Source organism: Flavobacterium amnicola (assembly GCF_004122165.1).
Lineage (GTDB): Bacteria > Bacteroidota > Bacteroidia > Flavobacteriales > Flavobacteriaceae > Flavobacterium > Flavobacterium amnicola.
In genome coordinates, this window is record NZ_SBKO01000003.1 from 44,828 (window position 1) to 64,071 (window position 19,244).

Genomic DNA, 19,244 nt, shown 5'->3' on the forward strand with positions numbered 1-19,244 from the left:
ATATATTTTTATCGACAAAAAGTAAAATTTTATCGACGAATTACTTTTTTTTTCAATAATTGATCAAAAATTGGATGAAATTTTTTAAGGAACACAACAAAGTGTAGTCTTGCATAAATTTACTAAAAATTCTATTAAAATAGTATCTTTGCCACTTTAAAAAATCATTAATTATGTCATTAGTACAAATTCTTACGCCAAAAATTACACAAGCCGTTCAAGACTTGTTTGAAGTTCAACTTGATAAAGTAGAGTTTCAAGCCACACGCAGGGAATTCGAAGGTGATATTACGATGGTGGTTTTTCCTTTGTTAAAGCTTGTAAAAGGCAATCCAGTTGAAATTGGAACTAAAATTGGAAATTATTTAGTCGAAAATGTTGCTGAGGTTGTTAAATTCAACGTGGTGCAAGGTTTTTTGAATATTGTCATTTCGGAGGTTTACTATATCCAGTTTTTAAATCAAATCAAAGACGATACAACCTTCGGTTTTGTTTCGCCATCGAAAGATAGCAAGGCAATAATGGTCGAATTTGCATCACCTAACACGAATAAACCTTTGCATTTAGGTCACATTCGTAATATTTTATTAGGCTATTCGGTAGCGCAAATCATTGAAGCTTCTGGTCAAAAATCCTATAAAACGCAGATCATTAACGATCGTGGTATTCACATTTGTAAGTCAATGTTGGCTTGGGAAAAATTCGGAAACGGTCAAACTCCCGAATCTGCAGGATTAAAAGGAGATAAACTAGTAGGGAATTTTTATGTAGAGTTTGATAAAACCTACAAAGCCGAAATCAAAGATTTAATGGCTCAAGGTAAAACAGAGGAGGAAGCTAAAAAATTAGCTCCGTCAATTCTGGAAGCTCAAGAAATGCTTCGTAAATGGGAAGCTGGAGATGAAGAAGTGGTTTCACTTTGGAAAAAAATGAATCAATGGGTGTATGATGGATTCGGGGTAACCTACAAAAACCTAGGCGTTGATTTCGATTCGTATTATTATGAAAGTGATACCTATTTGTTAGGTAAAGAAGTGGTGCAATTTGGACTAGAAAAAGGGATTTTCGAAAAAGATCCGGACGGTTCAGTTTGGATTGATTTAACGGAAGACGGTCTCGATCGAAAAATTGTGTTACGTTCCGATGGTACTGCGGTATATATGACCCAAGATATAGGTACGGCCATTCAACGTGTAAAGGACAATCCTGATGTGGGTGGAATGGTTTATACGGTTGGAAATGAACAAGATTACCATTTCAAAGTATTGTTCTTAATTTTGAAAAAACTAGGGTTTGATTGGGCAGCAAGTCTGTATCATTTGTCTTACGGAATGGTAGAATTGCCTTCAGGAAAAATGAAATCGCGAGAAGGAACTGTAGTGGATGCGGATGATTTGATGCAAGAAATGGTTGCTACAGCACAGTCTATTTCTTCAGCATTAGGAAAATTGGAAGGATATTCAGCAAGTGAAAAATCGGAATTGTATAAAACAATCGGAATGGGTGCTTTAAAATATTACATGCTTAAAGTTGATCCAAAGAAAACGATGATGTTTAATCCGGAAGAATCGGTCGATTTTAACGGAAATACAGGCCCTTTTATTCAATACACGTATGCGCGTATTCAATCGATTTTACGTAAAGCGGATTTCGATTTTTCTATACAAAGTAAGGTTGAGGTTATGCATGAAAAAGAAAAAGAACTGATCAAACAGGTGAGTTTATTTCCAGAAATAATTCAAAGTGCGGCGACAAACCATAGTCCAGCCTTGGTCGCAAATTACACCTACGATTTGGTAAAAGAGTTCAACTCTTTCTATCAAAATGTATCTATTTTAGGGGAAGAAGATCATAATAAAAAAGTTTTTAGAGTACAACTTGCTAATAAAGTGGGTCAAACGATTAAAAATGCATTTGGTCTTTTAGGAATTAATGTTCCAGAGAGAATGTAAAAGTAAAGGTCCGCTAAAAGCGGACCTTTTTAATTTAGATTGAAATCGCCTTCAAAATCTTTATAATCAATAAAACCATTTTTCTTTTTATTAAAATCCATCAGACTTTGTAATTCAAAAAGCTCAAACCGATTGATTAAAATCATAAAGTTTTTCTGCAAAGTAGGAATTGGAATTTTCTTGCTATAAATAGAATGTTCGTATTCTTTTTCCCAATAGCTGATGTCCACTTTTTGTAAATATTCTTTAAAAGTTTGAAGCTCTACAGCGGTCAAACAAAAATGCAAATTGTTAAAACTCAATTGATAATTTTTACAGTTGGGCATGTATAACAATAAGCCATTTTCTGTTTCTTTAAGTTTTGTAAAATTGCAGCACATCTCTAATTAATTATATAGCTATCAATTATTTTGTTGACTTCTTCTCTTGAATCATCTGGTTTTAACTCGAATAAACTCATAAAAAGAGGTTGTTTGTCTACGGTTTTATGAAGAGATAAATTTTTGTTTTTTGAGAAAACGATTTCCCATTTGTCTCTGACTTTTTTCCAAACCGTATTGTTTTTTGCCCACCAATCTTGTGCTAATTTGCATTTAGAATCGGCCACTTTGGTGTACACATCATGTCCTTTTTCTTGTGCCAACAAAACATCTTTTTCGTTGTCTTTTCTAACAATTTTGCTGTTATCTTGGTCGTGAATCCAACCATAATTGGTTATTTCATGTACATTAGTTCGTTGTAAAACATTATAGTCATTACGTATTGTATGTTCTCTTCTAGGTAATGGAGCATCTGTTGTGTTTTCCCAATAATGTCTTCCATCAGCGTGAATCCAAGTAGCCGTTCCTTCATATCTCGGGCTGTCATCTACTTGATATACTTTTTGTGTCCATTGCCCTTTAACGTCTTTTGAATTCACTTTCTTAAAATTCCAAGTTGTCTCTTTATTGAAATTATAAAATTCTGTATTTTCAAACAACCAATCTTGACGCCAGTGTTTTACAATAGATTCTTCTGTTTTTCCTGTAATTAATAAATGTTGCATGACAATTTTATTAGGTTGGTCTTCTAAAAGCTCCACCCATTCTAAAGCGGTGTCATGTTTTACAGGTGATTTTTTATACAAACTATCTTTAGAATAGCTAAAAGTTTCGGCAAAATTGAATTGCACTTCATAACATCCACACATCGATTTAATCGCTTTTTGGTCTTCTTCTTTTTTGTTTTGACCATAACTCGTTGCAATAAAAAGAGTTGTCAAAAGGGAAAAGGCTATTTTTTTCATAACATTTTTTGTTTAAGATTTTTCTGATGCAAATATATTATATTTATTTAGAATAATTAAAAATAAGATATATATTTGTCAAAAATTATTAAGAACGATTCTAAACAATGAAAAATACGCTAGTTATATTTTCCACAATTATTATAAGTTTTAAAGGAATAAGTCAAGAGAAAAAGATTGATTCTACGAGTACCAAACAAATAAGTGAAGTAGTGGTGACGGGACAATTTACACCACAGTCTATAAAAAAATCTGTTTTTAATGTACGATTGATTACAGCAAAAGACATTCAAAATTTAGCGGCTAATAATTTATCGGATGTATTGAGTCAATATTTGAATATTACAGTAAGACCAAGCGGTACAGATGGACGATCAACCGTTTCATTATTCGGATTGGATGCGCAATATTTTAAAATTCTAGTAGATAATGTGCCCTTAGTAAACGAAGCAGGTTTGGGAAATAACACCGATTTATCTCAAATAAATTTAAACGACATTGACCAAATTGAAATTGTGGAAGGTTCAATGGGCGTTAGCCATGGCGCTAATGCTGTAAGTGGTGTTTTGAATATTGTAACAAAAAAATCTTCATCTGCGAAATGGACTATTTCAGCAACGACACAAGAAGAAACAGTTAAGGAAGAGTTTGAATTTTTTGACAAAGGACGCCATATTCAATCGCTAAAACTTTCCCATGCTATTGCCGATAACTGGTTTGTGAGTTTGGGGGCAAATAGAACTGATTTTCAAGGTTTTTTAGACGATAAAAAAGGGAAAAACTATGACGAGAATGATAAAATGCGCGGATTCAAATGGCTCCCGAAAGAACAATTAAATACCACTGGGCTAGTATCGTATCGCAAAAATGATTTCAATGTTTTCTACAAATTCGAATATTTAGATGAAAACCTAGATTTTTATAACAGCACGGTGCAATCGGGTTATAACACACAATTGGGTTCTTATCGCTATGCTGAAGACAAAAGATATAGTGTCAATAGATATTTCCACAATTTGAATAGCATTGGAAAGATTTTTTCCAAACTGAATTATAATGTTTCTGTTTCTCATCAAAAACAAGCTAGAAATATTGAAGATTTCAAATATTATTTAAAAACCAGAACGGAAGGAAATAATGAAATAGTAAAAGACCAATCGATGGAAGTTTTGTATTCTACAGGGACTTTGAGTAATTTCTTTTCTGATAAAAAAATCGATTTACAATTGGGGTACGAAATCGTCAACAACAAAGGTTTTGCACTTGTTCAAGAAGCTAATAATTATTTTGTACCCATAGCAAAAACACTTGAAAACTATGATTTCTTTGTTTCTTCTGAAATAAAAGCAACCGAAAAATTCTCTATTCGTCCCGGAATGCGATTTTCAGCTCAATCCAAATTTAAAAACCAATATGCTTCCTCATTGGGGCTACGATATTTGTTTGAGAAAGGAATCGAGCTTCGTACTTCATATGGAAATTCGTTTAGAACGCCCACTTTTGAAGAACTCTACTATAAATTCATTAATGATAGTCACTCGTATATTGGAAACGAAAAGCTTATTCCGGAAACCAGTACTTCGTATGAAGTCAGTGTTAAAAAAACAACTTTTTTAGAATCTAATCTTCAAATTTCAAACACTTTTTCTGGAAGTTTTTTAGATGTGAATGACCGAATTGACATGGCTTTAATTCGCATCAATACAGATGGAATTCGAGAATATCAATTCATCAATATCAGCAAATATCGAATGTGGAATTTTTCCACTATGAACCAATTCAAAAGAGACAATTGGACCGTCAATTTAGGAGCTTCACTGATTGGAATTTCTCAAAAAATAGAAAATTTAGTTTTTGCTTCCAATGAGAAATATTTGTATTCGTTCAATCTTAATAGTAGTATTTCGTATACCATTCCAAAATTAAAAACGACTTTATCAACCTATTATAAACTAAACGGTAAATCACAACAATTCATAGAAGGGAATTCTGAATACATCATTTCTAATATCGATTCAAGTAGTTGGCTAGATGCTTCTATTCGGAAAACATTTTTCAAAGACAAATTAGAAACAACCCTTGGAGCAAGAAACTTGCTCAATGTAACCAGCATTAATCAAACCAAAACAAATGAAAGCGCAGGACATGCCACAACTTCCCAAATTATGTTGGCTTATGGTCGCTCTTATTTCTTGAAAGTCACGTATAACCTTAATTTTTAATATTTATATATCATGAAGAAGACAATTTTATTTTTAAGTTTCGCTTTACTAGCACTAATATCTTGCTCAAAAGACGAAGACATTAATCCAATATTACAATCACCAACACCGCCTTCAAATGGAGATATTTTACAGCCAGCAGTGGGAGGTGCTAATCAACCCAATCAAGTATTTTTAGATTTAAGTACAGAAGTTTCAACACCAATAAATAGAGCATCTTGGGATTTTGGATTTTCTTCTGGAGCTGATTTTAGAGTTGCCATTAACGGAGCAGTAAAAATGGCGGTAAAGCAATTGGCCACCAACGACATGTCAATTACGCAAACGGAAGATTCTAATGTGGCTGTTGGTGCTGGTTCTAATCCTTCAAGCAACGGATATTGCGATAATCCAACAGGCGTTTTAGCGGGTGCTGGTTCAGGTATTGGAACAGCTATTGCAGAAGTTTCAGCAACTGATGCCGATAATAAAGTGTATTTGGTAAACCTAGGGTTTGCAGTCTCTACAACCACTCCAAGCGCAGGTTCTGTGAGTATTGATGGTGCTTCAAGAGGTTGGAAGAAAGTTCGATTTTTAAGAAATGGAAGTAACGGCTACAAAATTCAGTATGCCGATTTAAATTCTGCCACCTATACAGAAAGAACAATTGCAAAAGATGCTGATTTTAATTTCACCTTTTTTAGTATGAACACTGGAAATACGGTTAGTGTTGAACCACAAAAAACGAAGTGGGATGTGTGTTTCACCACATTTACCAACTATGTGAATTTTGGAAGTGAAGTAACTTATGGTTATTCCGATTTTATTACTTCCAACATGAAAGGTGGTACAAAAGTGTATCAAGTTTTAACTTCTGAGTTTGCCTATGATGCGTTTAAAAAAGGAAATATTGTCGAAGCTAATTTTACAATTTCGGCTACAGATCAAAGAATCATTGGTTCTAACTGGAGAAACGGTGGAGGGCCATCAACATTACCGAGTGTAAAAACAGATCGTTTTTATGTGATTAAAGATGCTGCCAATAATTATTATAAAGTTCAATTTCTTGCCATGACAAATGATGCTGGTGTAAGAGGTAATCCAACTATTCAATACGCAATTTTAAAATAATCTTAAACTAATTTTTAAACGATGAAAACAATCAAAATTTTAATCATTTTATTGAACCTGTTTGTAGGTGGATTCATGATTTATGGCGGAATCGGAAAGTTTACAAAACCCATTCCAAAGCCAAATGCGGTTATTGAACAAGTCCAAAAAGGAGAAGAAATAGCCCCAAATGCAGAAGTATTGGTTATCAAAAACTATATCTTCGGTATGAAACAAACTAATTATTTCTGGCAGTTTCTTGGATTTGCCGAATTATTCGCAGGAGTGTTACTTTTAAGTCAATTCTTTGCAAGAATCGGTGCCATCATCGCCTTACCGTTAACGCTTAACATTTTCTTATTTCACTTATTTTTGGAGTTTGAAGAACTGGGTGAATTGGGATTAACTTTCGGCCTTTTTGCTGCAAATGTAGCTTTAATCGCCTTTACTTATAGAATTTGGAAACCCTTATTGATAGACAAACAGGCGCTAAAATTAGTGTCTGTTACTGATAAGTAAATTGTATTTGTTTGTATTTGAGTTTAAGGGCTACTCATAGTTTTGAGTAGCCTTTATTATTCATGCAATTCAAGGTTAAACTTTATAACGTTCTAACTTTGCAACTTTGTAACTTTAAACTATCTTTGCCACTTCTAAAAAAGAATAGTTATGTTCAATAATTTATCCGAAAAACTCGATAAAGCTTTCCATATATTAAAAGGACACGGTAAAATTACCGAAGTCAATGTTGCCGATACTTTAAAAGAAGTACGTCGTGCTTTACTTGATGCCGATGTTAACTTTAAAATTGCAAAAGATTTTACCACTCGCGTAAAAGAAAAAGCATTAGGTCAAGATGTATTAACAACATTACAACCTGGTCAACTTTTAATTAAAATAGTAAAAGATGAGTTAGTTGAATTAATGGGAGGTGATGTAGCTGGAGTTAATCTTTCAGGAAATCCATCGATCATTTTAATGTCAGGATTACAAGGTTCTGGTAAAACGACTTTCTCTGGTAAACTAGCGAACTTCTTAAAAACCAAAAAGAATAAAAAAGTATTATTAGTAGCCTGTGATATTTACCGTCCTGCGGCAATCAATCAGTTGCATGTAGTTGGAGATCAAGTTGGGGTAGAAGTATATTCGGAACCAGAAAATAAAAATGCAGTTTCTATCGCTGAAAATGCTATCAAGCATGCAAAAGCCAATGGCTTCAATGTAGTGATTGTCGATACTGCTGGTCGTTTGGCGGTTGATGAAGAGATGATGATCGAAATTGCCAACGTTCACAAAGCAATCCAACCAAATGAAACACTTTTTGTAGTGGATTCGATGACGGGACAAGATGCCGTGAATACAGCAAAAGCATTCAACGATAGATTGAATTTCGACGGAGTTGTCCTTACTAAATTAGATGGTGATAACCGTGGTGGAGCCGCTATTTCGATTAAATCGGTAGTGAATAAACCAATCAAGTTCATCGGTACGGGTGAAAAAATGGACGCCATTGATGTTTTCTATCCGGATCGTATGGCCGACCGTATTTTGGGAATGGGAGACGTTGTTTCCCTAGTAGAACGTGCGCAACAGCAGTATGACGAAGAAGAAGCTCGTAAATTGCAAAAGAAAATTGCCAAAAACGAATTCGGTTTTGATGACTTCTTAAGTCAAATTCAACAAGTGAAAAAAATGGGGAACATGAAAGACTTGGTAGGAATGATACCAGGTGCTGGAAAAGCCTTAAAAGATGTAGAAATTGAAGACGATGCTTTCAAACATATTGAAGCGATTATCTACTCGATGACACCTCAAGAAAGAAGCAAACCAACCATTATAGATGTAAAACGTAAAACTCGTATTGCAAAAGGTTCTGGCCGTAAAGTGGAAGAAGTGAATCAGTTAATGAAACAGTTTGACCAAATGAGTAAAATGATGAAGATGATGCAAGGACCAGGAGGGAAGAACCTTATGAAGATGATGGGCGGAATGAAAGGCGGAATGCCGGGAATGAAATAAAAAATGAGGTGCGTTTATTCGCGCCTTTTTTCATGAATAAAACACAAGCAACTAAACAATAAACAACACAACAACAATGCAAATTTTAGACGGAAAAAAAGTTTCAGAAGACATTAAAAATGAAATTACGGCTGAAGTAAATGAAATGAAAGCCAATAATGAAAAAGTACCTCATTTGGCGGCTATCATTGTGGGTAACGACGGCGCGAGTTTGACGTATGTGGGAAGCAAAGTAAAAGCATGCGAACGCGTCGGTTTCGAATCGACTTTAGTTAAAATGCCAAGCACGACTTCTGAAACGGAATTATTGAAAACGATTCACGAACTCAATAATGACGACAATATCGACGGATTTATTGTCCAACTTCCGTTACCCGATCAAATTGATACTCAAAAAATATTGATGGCGATCGATCCAAGTAAAGATGTTGATGGTTTCCATCCTGAAAATTTCGGAAAAATGGCGCTTGATATGAGTACGTTTATTCCAGCAACGCCGTTCGGAATTTTAGAACTTTTGGAGCGTTACAATGTTGAAACCAAAGGAAAACACACAGTTGTTATTGGTCGTAGTCATATTGTGGGAAGACCAATGAGTATTTTGATGGGACGTAAAGGATTTCCTGGAAATTCTACTGTAACTATTACACACAGTCACACTAAAAATATCAATCAAATTACGTCTCAAGCCGACATTATTATTACTGCCTTAGGAGTGCCAAACTATCTTAAAGCCGAAATGGTGAAAGACGATGTGGTGATTATTGATGTAGGAATTACTCGTGTAGCTGATGATACCAATGAAAAAGGATATGTGATTACAGGTGATGTTGATTTTGAAAATGTTTCTAAAAAAGCTTCTTATATTACACCGGTTCCAGGTGGAGTAGGTCCAATGACGATTGCCATGTTGTTGAAAAATACACTGTTGGCTCGTGAACAAAAACGTATGAAATAGTATGACAATTTCGGTTGCAACAAAAGAACAGTTAACAATAGTTAAAGAATTAGCATATACGATTTGGCCTGATGCTTATTCCGAAATTCTTTCGGTAGCCCAATTGGAATATATGTTGGAAAATTTTTATGCTATTTCTTCGCTTGAAGCACAATTTGAGGCTGGGCATGTTTTTCTATTGGCGGAAGAAAAGGGTGACTATTTGGGTTTTGCTGCTTTTGAATTAAATTGTAAAACAACTACTAAAACCAAGTTGCATAAGTTGTATGTACTTCCAGCGACACAAGGTACAGGTTTGGGTAAAATGTTTTTAGAAGAAGTTGAAAATAGCGCTCGTCAAGCCAATAATACCCATTTGTTTTTGAATGTGAACAAATACAACAAAGCGCAACGTTTTTATGAAAAGCAAAATTTTGAAATCATTTTAGATGAAGTCATTCCTATTGGAAACGACTATATCATGGATGATTATGTAATGGAGAAAAAACTATAAAAAATTTAATTTCTCTTGTTTGTATTTCGTTGCAATGGTTTTGGAAAACTAGCTTCTTCTGTTTTACTAGATGGTGCAATCAAAGTATTCAATTCTTCAATTTCAGCATCGGTTAAATCTCGGTAACGTCCTAATGGAACATCTAACGAAATATTAATAATTCGAGTTCTTTTTAATGCTGTTACTTCATACCCTAAGTATTCGCACATACGTCGAATTTGGCGGTTCAATCCTTGTGTCAATATAATTCGGAAAACATATTTACTTACTTGTTCTACCTTACATTTTTTAGTGACAGTTTCTAAAATAGGAACACCATTGCCCATTCTTTCTATAAATCGGTCGGTAATGGGTTTGTCAACCGTTACAATGTATTCTTTTTCGTGATTGTTTCGAGCACGAAGAATTTTGTTCACGATATCCCCATCATCGGTCATGAAAATCAAGCCTTCGCTGGCCTTGTCCAATCGTCCAATAGGGAAAATACGTTTCGGATAATTGATATAATCGACAATATTATCGCGAACCGATTGGTTGGTAGTGCATTCAATCCCTGTTGGTTTGTTAAAAGCCAAATAAATAGGTTTGGAAGTCTTCTCACGGATTAATTTACCATCCACACGAATTTCATCATCTAAAGATACTTTTGTTCCCAATTCAGGTACAACGCCGTTAATGGTAATACGACCTTCTTCCAATAATCGATCAGCCTCACGACGGGAGCAATATCCCGTTTCAGATAAAAATTTATTAATTCGTGTTTTATTCTCTTCCATTCGGCAAAGATAGTGATTCAGTTTTCAGTTTGCAGTATCCCGACTTCAGAAATTTGACGCGTTAAACACCTTGTGAAATATGTGTATTAAAAAATCAAACTGTAGTTATTTGTTTATTGGAGAGGATAAGTTATTTTTCTCTACAAGCACACTCATGATGCTGCTTTAGATATTCAATAGTTGTTCTGCACATTTTTTCCAATACAGTAATATTGATGTCGGATAGTTTTTTGACATAAATACAGGCTTTGCCCATTTTAAATTTGCCAAAGTCGTCTAATAAATGTTTGTTTTCTGGAGTTGGTGAATACACATAAAGTGAAAATTCTGCTTTACGAGGGGAGAACCCAATTAAAGGCATAGTACCTTCATGTCCACTGGCATATTTGTAATGATAACTTCCGAATCCAATAATGGTGGGTCCCCACATTTTTGGCTCAAATGTTGTCCAATCACTCATCAGTTTAATTAACTGAAAGCTATCCTCTCTTTTTTTGTCATTTTCAACATATGAATTTATAAAATTAGCGACATCAATTTCCGTTTCCTTTGTTTTTATTCCAGCCATATCTGTTTCAATATTTTAAATGTAAAACCTATTGTTTTAAAAACAGAAAATTATATACTTCTTGATAAAGTTTATCATCGTGCATGCTGTGTCCCAATCCTTTGGTTTCTAAAAATTGTGCTGTTTCCCAAACCTCTGCAATTTTTTTGCCTTCATTAATCGAAACCACTTCATCATCAATATCATGTGCAATTAAACCGGCTACTTTTAATGTGGCGGCAAATTTTCGTCCAGAGAAATCTTCAATTTTTTGTTTGTAATCTTGAATGTATTTGTTCTCTAAATCTTTAGCAATACTAGCGTTTAAACTCAATAAATTGATGTAATTGTTAAGTAGGATTTTAAAATCACTAGGTGTTCCTAAAATGACCATCTTTTTAATTCCGTCGTTAGGATAGGTGTGTTGGTAATACAAACACGTTTTACCACCAATGGAATGCCCAATTAAATATTGAGGATTGTATTTTTCGACCGTTTTGTGGATGAATTTTGCGTATTGCGGGATGCTAAATTCTTTTCCGCTAGACAATCCGTGGGCGGGAGCATCAATGGCAATGATGGTACTTCCTGATTTTTTGAGGTAAGGTAAAAGATTTTCCCATCGAGAAGCATTGCTTTCCCAACCATGCACCAACAAAATTTTAGTCTCATTACCTTCCCAAATATACACTTGAGTGTGATGCTCGTTGTCGAAAAAAGTTTCGGTGGTGGTGTTTTGTAATATTTTGGGAAGCTTTTCTTTCGATAATTTTCCTTCTCGAGGTTCGCTAAAAAGTTGATATGCAAGTTGCGTTGCCTTTTTGGGAAACAAGAAACTCAGTAGGTTTATATACAAACCAATTGACTTAGTGAAAAGAAAAAATGTGATTTTATTCATAAAAAAATCCCGAGGTTAATCGGGATTTAAATTACTTATATTTTCGCAAATAATTGCTCCATTTTCTCTTTTTCTTCTTCTGCTAAAGCCGTGTCAACTAAAATTCTTCCACTGTGCTCATCCGTAATGATTTTTTTGCGAGAAGCAATTTCCATTTGAGTTTGTGGCGGAATAGTAAAGAACGAACCTGCAGAAGCACCTCTTTCAATAGAAACGACTGCTAGACCGTTACGAACGCTTCCACGGATACGTTTGTAAGCCGATAATAAACGCTCTTCGATTTGTCCTTGGAATTCTTCTGATTTTTGACATAAGAAGTTTTCTTCTTTTTCAGTTTCAGACATAATAGCGTCTAATTCCGATTTTTTGTGTTTTAAGTGAGAAGATTTTGCTTCTAATCTTTCTTTAGACTCAGCAATCACTTCTTTTTTGTGCTCAATAGAAGCTTTCATTTCACGAATGTGCTTCTCAGCCAATTGAATTTCCAACTCTTGGAATTCTACTTCTTTTGTTAAAGAGTTAAACTCACGGTTGTTACGAACTTCTTTTTGTTGTGCAGTATATTTTTTAATCGCTTCTTTGTGCTCCTCAATAGCTACTTTTTTCACTTTGATTTGCTCTTCAATGCTGTCTAAATCGGTTTTTAATTTTTCTAAGCGAGTGCTTAGTCCAGTCACTTCATCTTCTAAATCTTCCACTTCTAAAGGTAATTCCCCTCTTACGTTTCTTATTTCGTCGATTCTAGAATCTATTAATTGTAAATCATACAACGCTCTTAACTTTTCTTCAACGTTCAATTCTTTTGTTGCCATATTCTTATAAGTACTTAACTGGATTTGTATTTATTTGTGATAAATCGACTGCAAAATTAGGAATTTTTTTCGTAAGATAATCAACTATATAATTTTTTGTGTAACGTTCGCTCTCAAAATGTCCGATATCAGCTAAAAGTATAGTGTTTTCAGCTTCGTAAAAGTTATGGTATTTCAAATCGGCAGTCAAATAAGCATCGGCTCCGGCTTGAATGGCGTTTTTAATGGCGTAACTTCCGGAACCTCCTAAAACGGCTACTTTTTTTATCTTTTTTCCAGTGAACTCACTATGTCTGATGCCGCCACATTCCATTTTTGCTTTCACAAATCGCAAGAAGTCCATTTCATTCATTTCATTCGGCAGTTCGCCAACCATTCCTAAACCAATATTTTGGTGGGTGTTTTGTAAGTCATAAATTTCGTACGCCACCTCTTCATAAACATGATTCGAAAATAAAGCTTTCAAAATTCTGCTTTGTAAATGTTTTTCAAAAACGACTTCAATTTTGATTTCTTCCGCTTCTACAAACTCAAAACGTTCTCCAATTTCGGGATTGCTATTTTCATTTCCCATGTAGGTGCCAATTCCTTTCGAATTGAAACTACAATCGTCATAATTGCCAATTTTTCCCGCACCAGCATCAAATATGGCATTGCGCACTTTTTCAACATTTTCGGGGATGGTATACGTGACTAATTTTTGGATAAAATTTTGTTTCGGAACTAAAATTTTAGTGTTCATCAATCCCAAAGCATCGCAAAATATTTTATTCACTCCGTTTTGATGATTGTCTAAAGCAGTGTGGACCGCATAGATGGCAATATCGTTTTTAATTGCTTTTAGGATTGAGCGTTCTACATAGTTTTTACCGGTTATTTTTTTAATTCCAGAAAATAAAATAGGATGGAAGCAAACGACAAGGTTGTGTTTTTTTGTTATTGCTTCGTCAATTACGCTTTCTAAGGCATCATGACAGACTAAAACGCCTGTGGCTTCCGAATTTGCATCGCCAACTAATAATCCAACATTGTCAAAGTCCTCTGCGTAGGCTAGGGGAGCCATTTCTTCAAGTATAGATAGTATTTCTTTGATTTTCATTTGGACTAATATTTTCATTCAAAGATAAAATATTATACTTTCGTAGTATGGATATTTTAAGAAAAATACTTTTCCCTTTTTCCTTTTTGTATGGTTGGATAACATCGATCCGAAATTTTCTTTTTGATAAGGGAATTCTGAAATCTTATCGATTTGATTTACCAATTATTGCTGTAGGTAATTTGAGTGTTGGCGGAACCGGGAAAACACCTCAAATTGAATATTTAATTCGACTGTTATCGGACAAATATAAAATTGCTACACTGAGTCGTGGCTACAAACGAAAATCGGAAGGATTTGTATTGGCAAATGAAACTTCCAATGCTGAAATATTGGGCGATGAACCTTTTCAGTTTTACCAAAAATTTCCAACAATTCAAGTAGCGGTTGATGCTAACCGTAAAAACGGAATCGAGCAACTCCTTGCTCAAAAGCAAAAGCCAGAAATCATATTGTTAGATGATGCATTTCAACACCGAAAAGTAACAGCTGGTTTTTATATCATGCTGACGTCTTATGATGATTTGTTTTATAAGGATTTTATACTTCCGACAGGTAATTTGCGCGAAAGTAGGAATGGAGCCAATCGAGCGGATATGATAATTGTCACGAAATGTCCCCAGGATATTTCAGAAATTGCACAAGAAAAAATCAAACAGAAAATTAATGGTTATGTAAAAGAAAATCAACCCGTATTCTTTAGTTATATCGACTATGATGATTGCTTTTACAGTGAAAATAAAAAAGTATCGGTTGAAGATTTGACAGCTGTTGATAAATTAGTAGTGGCGGGCATTGCAAAACCCGAACCTTTTTTTGCATATTTGCAGGCTGAAAAAAAATCAACGATGGTTTTTCCTGATCATCATGATTTTTCTGAAAATGATATTAAATCGATTTTAGAAACAGCAAACGGGAGAAAAATAATTACAACCGAAAAAGATTTTGTGCGTTTAAAAGGAAAATTGCCAGCAGCGCAATTGTATTATTTGCCAATAAAATCATCGTTTGTAAAAGATAGTAATGAATTTGATAAAAAGATTTTAGCGTATGTGGGAGCAAGTACAAGAAACGGTTGATTATATTGTAAGTAAAACCAATTTTAGTCCAGAATACGGAGTGATTTTGGGTTCGGGTTTAGGTGGATTTACCAATGATTTGGAAGTGGAATATATTTTACCGTACAGCGAAATTCCAAACTTTCCGGTTTCTACGGTTGAAGGACATCAAGGAGCTTTGGTTTTTGGAAATATAAACGGAAAAAAAGTGGTAGCGATGCAAGGTCGTTTCCATTTTTATGAAGGCTACGATATGAAGCAGGTGACTTTTCCGGTTCGTGTAATGAAACACTTAGGCGTTGAAAAGTTAATTGTATCAAATGCATCGGGAGGCGTAAACCCAAATTATAAAGTAGGTTCTATTGTTATTATTAAAGATCATATTAACATGATGCCAGAACATCCACTTCGTGGTAAAAACGACTTGAAGTTTGGTCCGCGTTTCGTTAACATGAGTGAACCTTATAGTCGAAAAATGATGGCTAAAGCTAAAGAAATTGCTTCTGATTTAGATATTACAGTTCATGATGGTGTTTATTTGGGCTTGCAAGGTCCAACTTTTGAAACCTTATCAGAATACAGAATGGTAAAGTTATTAGGAGCTGACTGTGTGGGAATGTCAACTGTTCCAGAAGTAATTGTAGCACGTCACATGGAATTAGAGACTTTCGGAATTTCTGTAATAACGGATATGGGCAATGAAGAAAGTATTGATAGCATTACACACGAAGAAGTGTTAGAAGCCGCAAAAGAAGCAGAACCACACGTTCGTCGATTAATAAAAGAACTGATTACGCAATACTAGTTTTAACCTGTAATAAGTTGGTCTCGATGATTTTATAGAAATTTTCGGGATTAAACGGTTTGGTAATTACATCAGTCATTCCATAGGACATCAGCATTTCTCTATTTTCATTTAAAGAAATTGCCGTTAAAGCAATGATTGGTGTAATTTCATCAAATGTTCGAATTTCTTGTGTCGCAATGGTTCCGTTAATTCCAGGTAAATGAACGTCCATTAAAACCAAATCGTACTTATTGGCTCGTACTTTTTCGATGGCATCTTCTCCTGTTTCGCAAATTTCGCAAATCATCTGTTTTTTCTCGACAATTTTTTTGGTAATCATTTGATTGATTTTATTGTCTTCAACCAATAGTACTTTTTTCTTGATAAAGATTTTGTCGTCAATAATGACATTGGAAGTATTTGGAATTATTTTATCTCCAATTAAAAATTCTAATTCAAAGCTAAATTCAGAACCTTTTCCAACGGCACTTTTCAATTTTATCTCGCCGTTCATCAGCTTGATAAGTCGTTTTACAATAGTCAGTCCAAGTCCAGTACCTCCGTATTTTCTGTTTATTTCTACAGAGCCTTGTGAAAAGCTTTCAAAAATTTGATCTTGTTTGTCTTCCGGAATTCCAATTCCTGTATCCACAACCTTAAACAAAATTTTACTCTTTTTATTTTCGATACTCAACAAATTCGTATACACATTAACGCTACCGTCTTTCGTGAATTTTAAGGCATTATTGATAAGATTGATGAAAATTTGTGAAAGCTTGGTCGGATCACCAATTACAACTTCTGGAACTTCTGGGTCGATAACTAAGTTGAAGTCATTGTTGTTTTGACTGGCGTGATCTTTTAATGAATTTTGAATATTATGCAAAAGCTCCCTAATATTGAAGTTTATGTTTTCGATTTCAATATTATTGGATTCAATTCTGTTGATTTCAAGAATTTCGTTGATATAAGTGAGTAAGTAATTTCCAGAAAATTTCAAGGATTTTAAATATTCAATCTGACTGGCTTTGGGTTTGTCTTCCAGTAAAATATGAGAAATTCCATTAATCGCATTTAAAGGTGTTCGAAGTTCGTGACTCACCGTTGAAAGAAATTCGGCTCTGGCTTGAGACGCTTTTTCAATGCGCTCTTTGGCTTCTTCTAACTCGTTATTTTTTTCTTTTAATAATTCGTTCGATTTATTTCTAATGATATTGTTTTTATATAACGACAAACTCAAAAGCGATAAAATCGTAATTAACGCAATACTCAAAATGTTAATGAGTTTTGAAAATTTACCCGCTTTCTCTTGTTCTTTTTTATCCTTTTCCATTTTATCCATAGAACGCATAATATCGTCGACTTTTATTTGTTTGGAAATAAAATGTTGTTGTTCGTTTGAGTTTACGGCGCTAAGGGAATCGGTAAGTTTTAAATGAATTTTTAAAAAAGCTAGCGAATTATTGGTCAAAGCCATTTTATCATAGACTTCACTTAGTTTTTTAGTGACTTTAATCTGCATTTCAATATCGTCTTCTTTCTTACTTAGTTCATAAGCACTATTAAAATAGTTTAAGGCTAGATTATTGATATTTTCTTTTGCTTTGATTATTCCTAAATAGTAATATGCTTCACATTGAAATTTCTCAGAATCATCTTTAATAGGTAATTGAGTAAGGTCTATAAGTATTTTTTCGGCAGTTTTACTTTCGTTTTTTTCAATATACAAAATGGCCTTTTGAAGATTGACCATGTTTTTTGCATTCGATAAATCAATGTTGTCATAAACAGCATTGGCTTTACTGAAATACGATTCTGCGCTTGAATAATTCCCTTTGTTGATGTAGCAAACACCTAAATTATAATACGTTAAAGCTAATTTGGAATTGGGTTCAAGTGTGTTAAAGACCGATACGGCTCGAATAAATTTTTCGGTAGCAATGTCGTATTTTTTTAATTCCAAAAAGATTAAACCCAGTGTGTAATATCCGTTTGCTAAAGAAGAATTGTTGGAGGTTTTTTGAGCATACAGAATAGACTTGTTGGCGCTTTCTAACGCTTTTTCATATATCTTTTTGTCTTTGAAATACATTGCCGATTCGGCATAAGCAAAAGAACTATCTATCACTCCATTATTTCCTAAAAAAGGCGGAATAGCAAATGAGTTGACACAAAAAAGTAATAATAAAAGTAGTTTCTTATACATACGGAATAACCCAAAAATAACCTAAATATAGTTAATTTTTAACAATATGAGAGATTAAGTCGATAATTCTCGACGAATAGCCAATTTCATTATCATACCAGCCCACTACTTTTACCATTTTATCGATAACGGAAGTCAATTGCGAGTCGAAAACACAAGAATTTTGATTTCCAATGATATCTACAGAAACAATAGGATCTTCTGTATAGGCAAGGATGCCTTTGAGGTTGGTTTCAGCCGCTTTTTTAAAAGCAGTATTGATTTCTTCAATGGTCACTTCACGTTTTACATTGAAAGTGATATCGGTCAGAGAACCATCTGGAACTGGAACTCGAATACCACAGCCTCCCATTTTACCATCTAATTCGGTAAAAATTTTAGTCAAAGCTTTAGCAGCACCAGTAGTGGTAGGTACTATAGATTGAGAAGCGCCTCTGGCTCGACGTAAATCTTTGTGAGGTTGGTCGTGTAAACTTTGATCGGTGGTGTAGGAATGTACCGTGGTGATATAGGCTTGCTCAATTCCACAAAGCTCCTGAATGACTTTAATCATGGGAGCTGCATTATTGGTGGTACAACTTGCATTGGAAACAATAATTTCAGAACCGTCTAAAATTGATTCGTTTACTCCTAAAACTACTGTTTTTATAGAATCAACTTCTGCGGGTGCCGATAAAATTACTTTTTTTGCTCCCGACAAAATATGTTGGTGAATTTCTTCGTAGGTTTTGTATTTCCCAGTACTTTCAATTACAAAATCAATATCTAACGATTTCCAATTCAGGTTTTTGATTTCTTTTTCGTGAAAAAACAACACTGACTTTCCATCAATAGAAATGGAGGTGTCGTTATGTGTAATATCATGCTGTAAAACCCCGTGAATGCTGTCGTATTTCAGCAAATGTGCCATCGTTTTATTGTCGGCAATATCATTTATGGCTACAACTTCAATAGAAGGATGATTCAATAGTAATCGGAATACGTTTCTTCCAATTCGTCCAAAGCCATTGATTGCAATTCTTGTTTTCAAAGTTTACTTCGTA

18 protein-coding genes are annotated in these 19,244 nt (G+C 34.3%); 9 read left to right on the forward strand and 9 right to left on the reverse strand.

Features of this window, described 5'->3' with window-relative positions; translation table 11 throughout:
• The first annotated feature begins 173 nt into the window (after positions 1-173).
• Positions 174-1,952, forward strand: coding sequence for an arginine--tRNA ligase (gene argS / locus EQG63_RS08460; RefSeq protein WP_129435941.1), 1,779 nt, complete (start codon positions 174-176; stop codon positions 1,950-1,952).
• A 29-nt stretch (positions 1,953-1,981) separates the two neighbouring features.
• Here argS and EQG63_RS08465 read toward each other — a convergent pair whose 3' ends face one another.
• On the reverse strand, positions 1,982-2,332 hold the full coding sequence (locus tag EQG63_RS08465; RefSeq protein WP_129435942.1) for a DUF6686 family protein: 351 nt from the start codon (positions 2,330-2,332) through the stop codon (positions 1,982-1,984).
• A gap of 2 nt (positions 2,333-2,334) precedes the next feature.
• On the reverse strand, positions 2,335-3,237 hold the full coding sequence (locus EQG63_RS08470; protein ID WP_129435943.1) for a DUF6607 family protein: 903 nt from the start codon (positions 3,235-3,237) through the stop codon (positions 2,335-2,337).
• A 107-nt stretch (positions 3,238-3,344) separates the two neighbouring features.
• Here EQG63_RS08470 and EQG63_RS08475 point away from each other — a divergent pair, with 107 nt between their 5' ends.
• The 6 genes from EQG63_RS08475 to EQG63_RS08500 all read left to right on the forward strand — a co-directional run bounded on the left by EQG63_RS08475 (position 3,345) and on the right by EQG63_RS08500 (position 10,018).
• Positions 3,345-5,459, forward strand: coding sequence for a TonB-dependent receptor plug domain-containing protein (locus EQG63_RS08475; RefSeq protein WP_129435944.1), 2,115 nt, complete (start codon positions 3,345-3,347; stop codon positions 5,457-5,459).
• A 12-nt stretch (positions 5,460-5,471) separates the two neighbouring features.
• The gene (locus EQG63_RS08480; RefSeq protein ID WP_129435945.1) at positions 5,472-6,569 is read left to right on the forward strand and encodes an HmuY family protein; all 1,098 of its coding nucleotides are present in this window, start codon (positions 5,472-5,474) and stop codon (positions 6,567-6,569) included.
• Positions 6,570-6,590: 21 nt separating this feature from the next.
• Complete coding sequence (locus EQG63_RS08485; protein WP_129435946.1) at positions 6,591-7,067, forward strand: DoxX family membrane protein; 477 nt, start codon at positions 6,591-6,593, stop codon at positions 7,065-7,067.
• Positions 7,068-7,217: 150 nt separating this feature from the next.
• Positions 7,218-8,567 carry a signal recognition particle protein gene (gene ffh / locus EQG63_RS08490; RefSeq protein WP_129435947.1) on the forward strand — a complete coding sequence of 450 codons (1,350 nt, stop codon included), beginning with the start codon at positions 7,218-7,220 and terminating at the stop codon, positions 8,565-8,567.
• 76 nt (positions 8,568-8,643) lie between these two features.
• On the forward strand, positions 8,644-9,525 hold the full coding sequence (locus tag EQG63_RS08495) for a bifunctional 5,10-methylenetetrahydrofolate dehydrogenase/5,10-methenyltetrahydrofolate cyclohydrolase (RefSeq protein ID WP_129435948.1): 882 nt from the start codon (positions 8,644-8,646) through the stop codon (positions 9,523-9,525).
• Between the two features lies 1 nt (position 9,526).
• Positions 9,527-10,018 (forward strand): GNAT family N-acetyltransferase, encoded by a 492-nt coding sequence (locus EQG63_RS08500; protein ID WP_129435949.1) that lies wholly within the window; start codon positions 9,527-9,529, stop codon positions 10,016-10,018.
• Positions 10,019-10,023: 5 nt separating this feature from the next.
• On the opposite strand, the gene rluF is transcribed toward EQG63_RS08500, so the two are convergent.
• The 5 genes from rluF to EQG63_RS08525 all read right to left on the reverse strand — a co-directional run bounded on the left by rluF (position 10,024) and on the right by EQG63_RS08525 (position 14,150).
• Positions 10,024-10,794, reverse strand: a complete 771-nt coding sequence (gene rluF, locus EQG63_RS08505; protein ID WP_129435950.1) for a 23S rRNA pseudouridine(2604) synthase RluF — start codon at positions 10,792-10,794, stop codon at positions 10,024-10,026.
• A 130-nt stretch (positions 10,795-10,924) separates the two neighbouring features.
• Positions 10,925-11,362 (reverse strand): DUF1801 domain-containing protein, encoded by a 438-nt coding sequence (locus EQG63_RS08510; RefSeq protein ID WP_129435951.1) that lies wholly within the window; start codon positions 11,360-11,362, stop codon positions 10,925-10,927.
• 28 nt (positions 11,363-11,390) lie between these two features.
• Positions 11,391-12,239: an alpha/beta fold hydrolase gene (locus tag EQG63_RS08515; RefSeq protein WP_129435952.1), complete on the reverse strand. Its 849-nt coding sequence runs from the start codon at positions 12,237-12,239 to the stop codon at positions 11,391-11,393.
• 35 nt (positions 12,240-12,274) lie between these two features.
• Positions 12,275-13,051 carry a zinc ribbon domain-containing protein gene (locus tag EQG63_RS08520; RefSeq protein WP_129435953.1) on the reverse strand — a complete coding sequence of 259 codons (777 nt, stop codon included), beginning with the start codon at positions 13,049-13,051 and terminating at the stop codon, positions 12,275-12,277.
• A 4-nt stretch (positions 13,052-13,055) separates the two neighbouring features.
• The gene (locus EQG63_RS08525; protein ID WP_129435954.1) at positions 13,056-14,150 is read right to left on the reverse strand and encodes a Nif3-like dinuclear metal center hexameric protein; all 1,095 of its coding nucleotides are present in this window, start codon (positions 14,148-14,150) and stop codon (positions 13,056-13,058) included.
• Between the two features lie 47 nt (positions 14,151-14,197).
• On the opposite strand from EQG63_RS08525, the gene lpxK reads away from it, so the two are divergent.
• Both lpxK and EQG63_RS08535 read left to right on the forward strand, forming a co-directional pair.
• On the forward strand, positions 14,198-15,229 hold the full coding sequence (gene lpxK, locus EQG63_RS08530; RefSeq protein WP_129435955.1) for a tetraacyldisaccharide 4'-kinase: 1,032 nt from the start codon (positions 14,198-14,200) through the stop codon (positions 15,227-15,229).
• Positions 15,201-16,013, forward strand: coding sequence for a purine-nucleoside phosphorylase (locus tag EQG63_RS08535; RefSeq protein ID WP_129435956.1), 813 nt, complete (start codon positions 15,201-15,203; stop codon positions 16,011-16,013). Before lpxK ends, EQG63_RS08535 begins: the two co-directional genes overlap by 29 nt.
• Here EQG63_RS08535 and EQG63_RS08540 read toward each other — a convergent pair.
• Together EQG63_RS08540 and gap are read right to left on the reverse strand one after the other, a co-directional pair.
• Positions 16,000-18,201, reverse strand: a complete 2,202-nt coding sequence (locus EQG63_RS08540; RefSeq protein WP_129435957.1) for a tetratricopeptide repeat-containing hybrid sensor histidine kinase/response regulator — start codon at positions 18,199-18,201, stop codon at positions 16,000-16,002. The two genes, EQG63_RS08535 and EQG63_RS08540, sit on opposite strands and share 14 nt — an antisense overlap.
• A 31-nt stretch (positions 18,202-18,232) precedes the next feature.
• Positions 18,233-19,231: a type I glyceraldehyde-3-phosphate dehydrogenase gene (gene gap, locus EQG63_RS08545; protein ID WP_129435958.1), complete on the reverse strand. Its 999-nt coding sequence runs from the start codon at positions 19,229-19,231 to the stop codon at positions 18,233-18,235.
• Positions 19,232-19,244 lie beyond the last annotated feature (13 nt).

Coding starts and splice junctions, on each gene's coding strand:
- argS (WP_129435941.1), top strand. CDS start 174: ATGTCATTAGTACAAATTCTTACGCCAAAAATTACACAAGCCGTTCAA.
- EQG63_RS08465 (WP_129435942.1), bottom strand. CDS start 2,332: ATGTGCTGCAATTTTACAAAACTTAAAGAAACAGAAAATGGCTTATTG.
- EQG63_RS08470 (WP_129435943.1), bottom strand. CDS start 3,237: ATGAAAAAAATAGCCTTTTCCCTTTTGACAACTCTTTTTATTGCAACG.
- EQG63_RS08475 (WP_129435944.1), top strand. CDS start 3,345: ATGAAAAATACGCTAGTTATATTTTCCACAATTATTATAAGTTTTAAA.
- EQG63_RS08480 (WP_129435945.1), top strand. CDS start 5,472: ATGAAGAAGACAATTTTATTTTTAAGTTTCGCTTTACTAGCACTAATA.
- EQG63_RS08485 (WP_129435946.1), top strand. CDS start 6,591: ATGAAAACAATCAAAATTTTAATCATTTTATTGAACCTGTTTGTAGGT.
- ffh (WP_129435947.1), top strand. CDS start 7,218: ATGTTCAATAATTTATCCGAAAAACTCGATAAAGCTTTCCATATATTA.
- EQG63_RS08495 (WP_129435948.1), top strand. CDS start 8,644: ATGCAAATTTTAGACGGAAAAAAAGTTTCAGAAGACATTAAAAATGAA.
- EQG63_RS08500 (WP_129435949.1), top strand. CDS start 9,527: ATGACAATTTCGGTTGCAACAAAAGAACAGTTAACAATAGTTAAAGAA.
- rluF (WP_129435950.1), bottom strand. CDS start 10,794: ATGGAAGAGAATAAAACACGAATTAATAAATTTTTATCTGAAACGGGA.
- EQG63_RS08510 (WP_129435951.1), bottom strand. CDS start 11,362: ATGGCTGGAATAAAAACAAAGGAAACGGAAATTGATGTCGCTAATTTT.
- EQG63_RS08515 (WP_129435952.1), bottom strand. CDS start 12,239: ATGAATAAAATCACATTTTTTCTTTTCACTAAGTCAATTGGTTTGTAT.
- EQG63_RS08520 (WP_129435953.1), bottom strand. CDS start 13,051: ATGGCAACAAAAGAATTGAACGTTGAAGAAAAGTTAAGAGCGTTGTAT.
- EQG63_RS08525 (WP_129435954.1), bottom strand. CDS start 14,150: ATGAAAATCAAAGAAATACTATCTATACTTGAAGAAATGGCTCCCCTA.
- lpxK (WP_129435955.1), top strand. CDS start 14,198: ATGGATATTTTAAGAAAAATACTTTTCCCTTTTTCCTTTTTGTATGGT.
- EQG63_RS08535 (WP_129435956.1), top strand. CDS start 15,201: ATGTGGGAGCAAGTACAAGAAACGGTTGATTATATTGTAAGTAAAACC.
- EQG63_RS08540 (WP_129435957.1), bottom strand. CDS start 18,201: ATGTATAAGAAACTACTTTTATTATTACTTTTTTGTGTCAACTCATTT.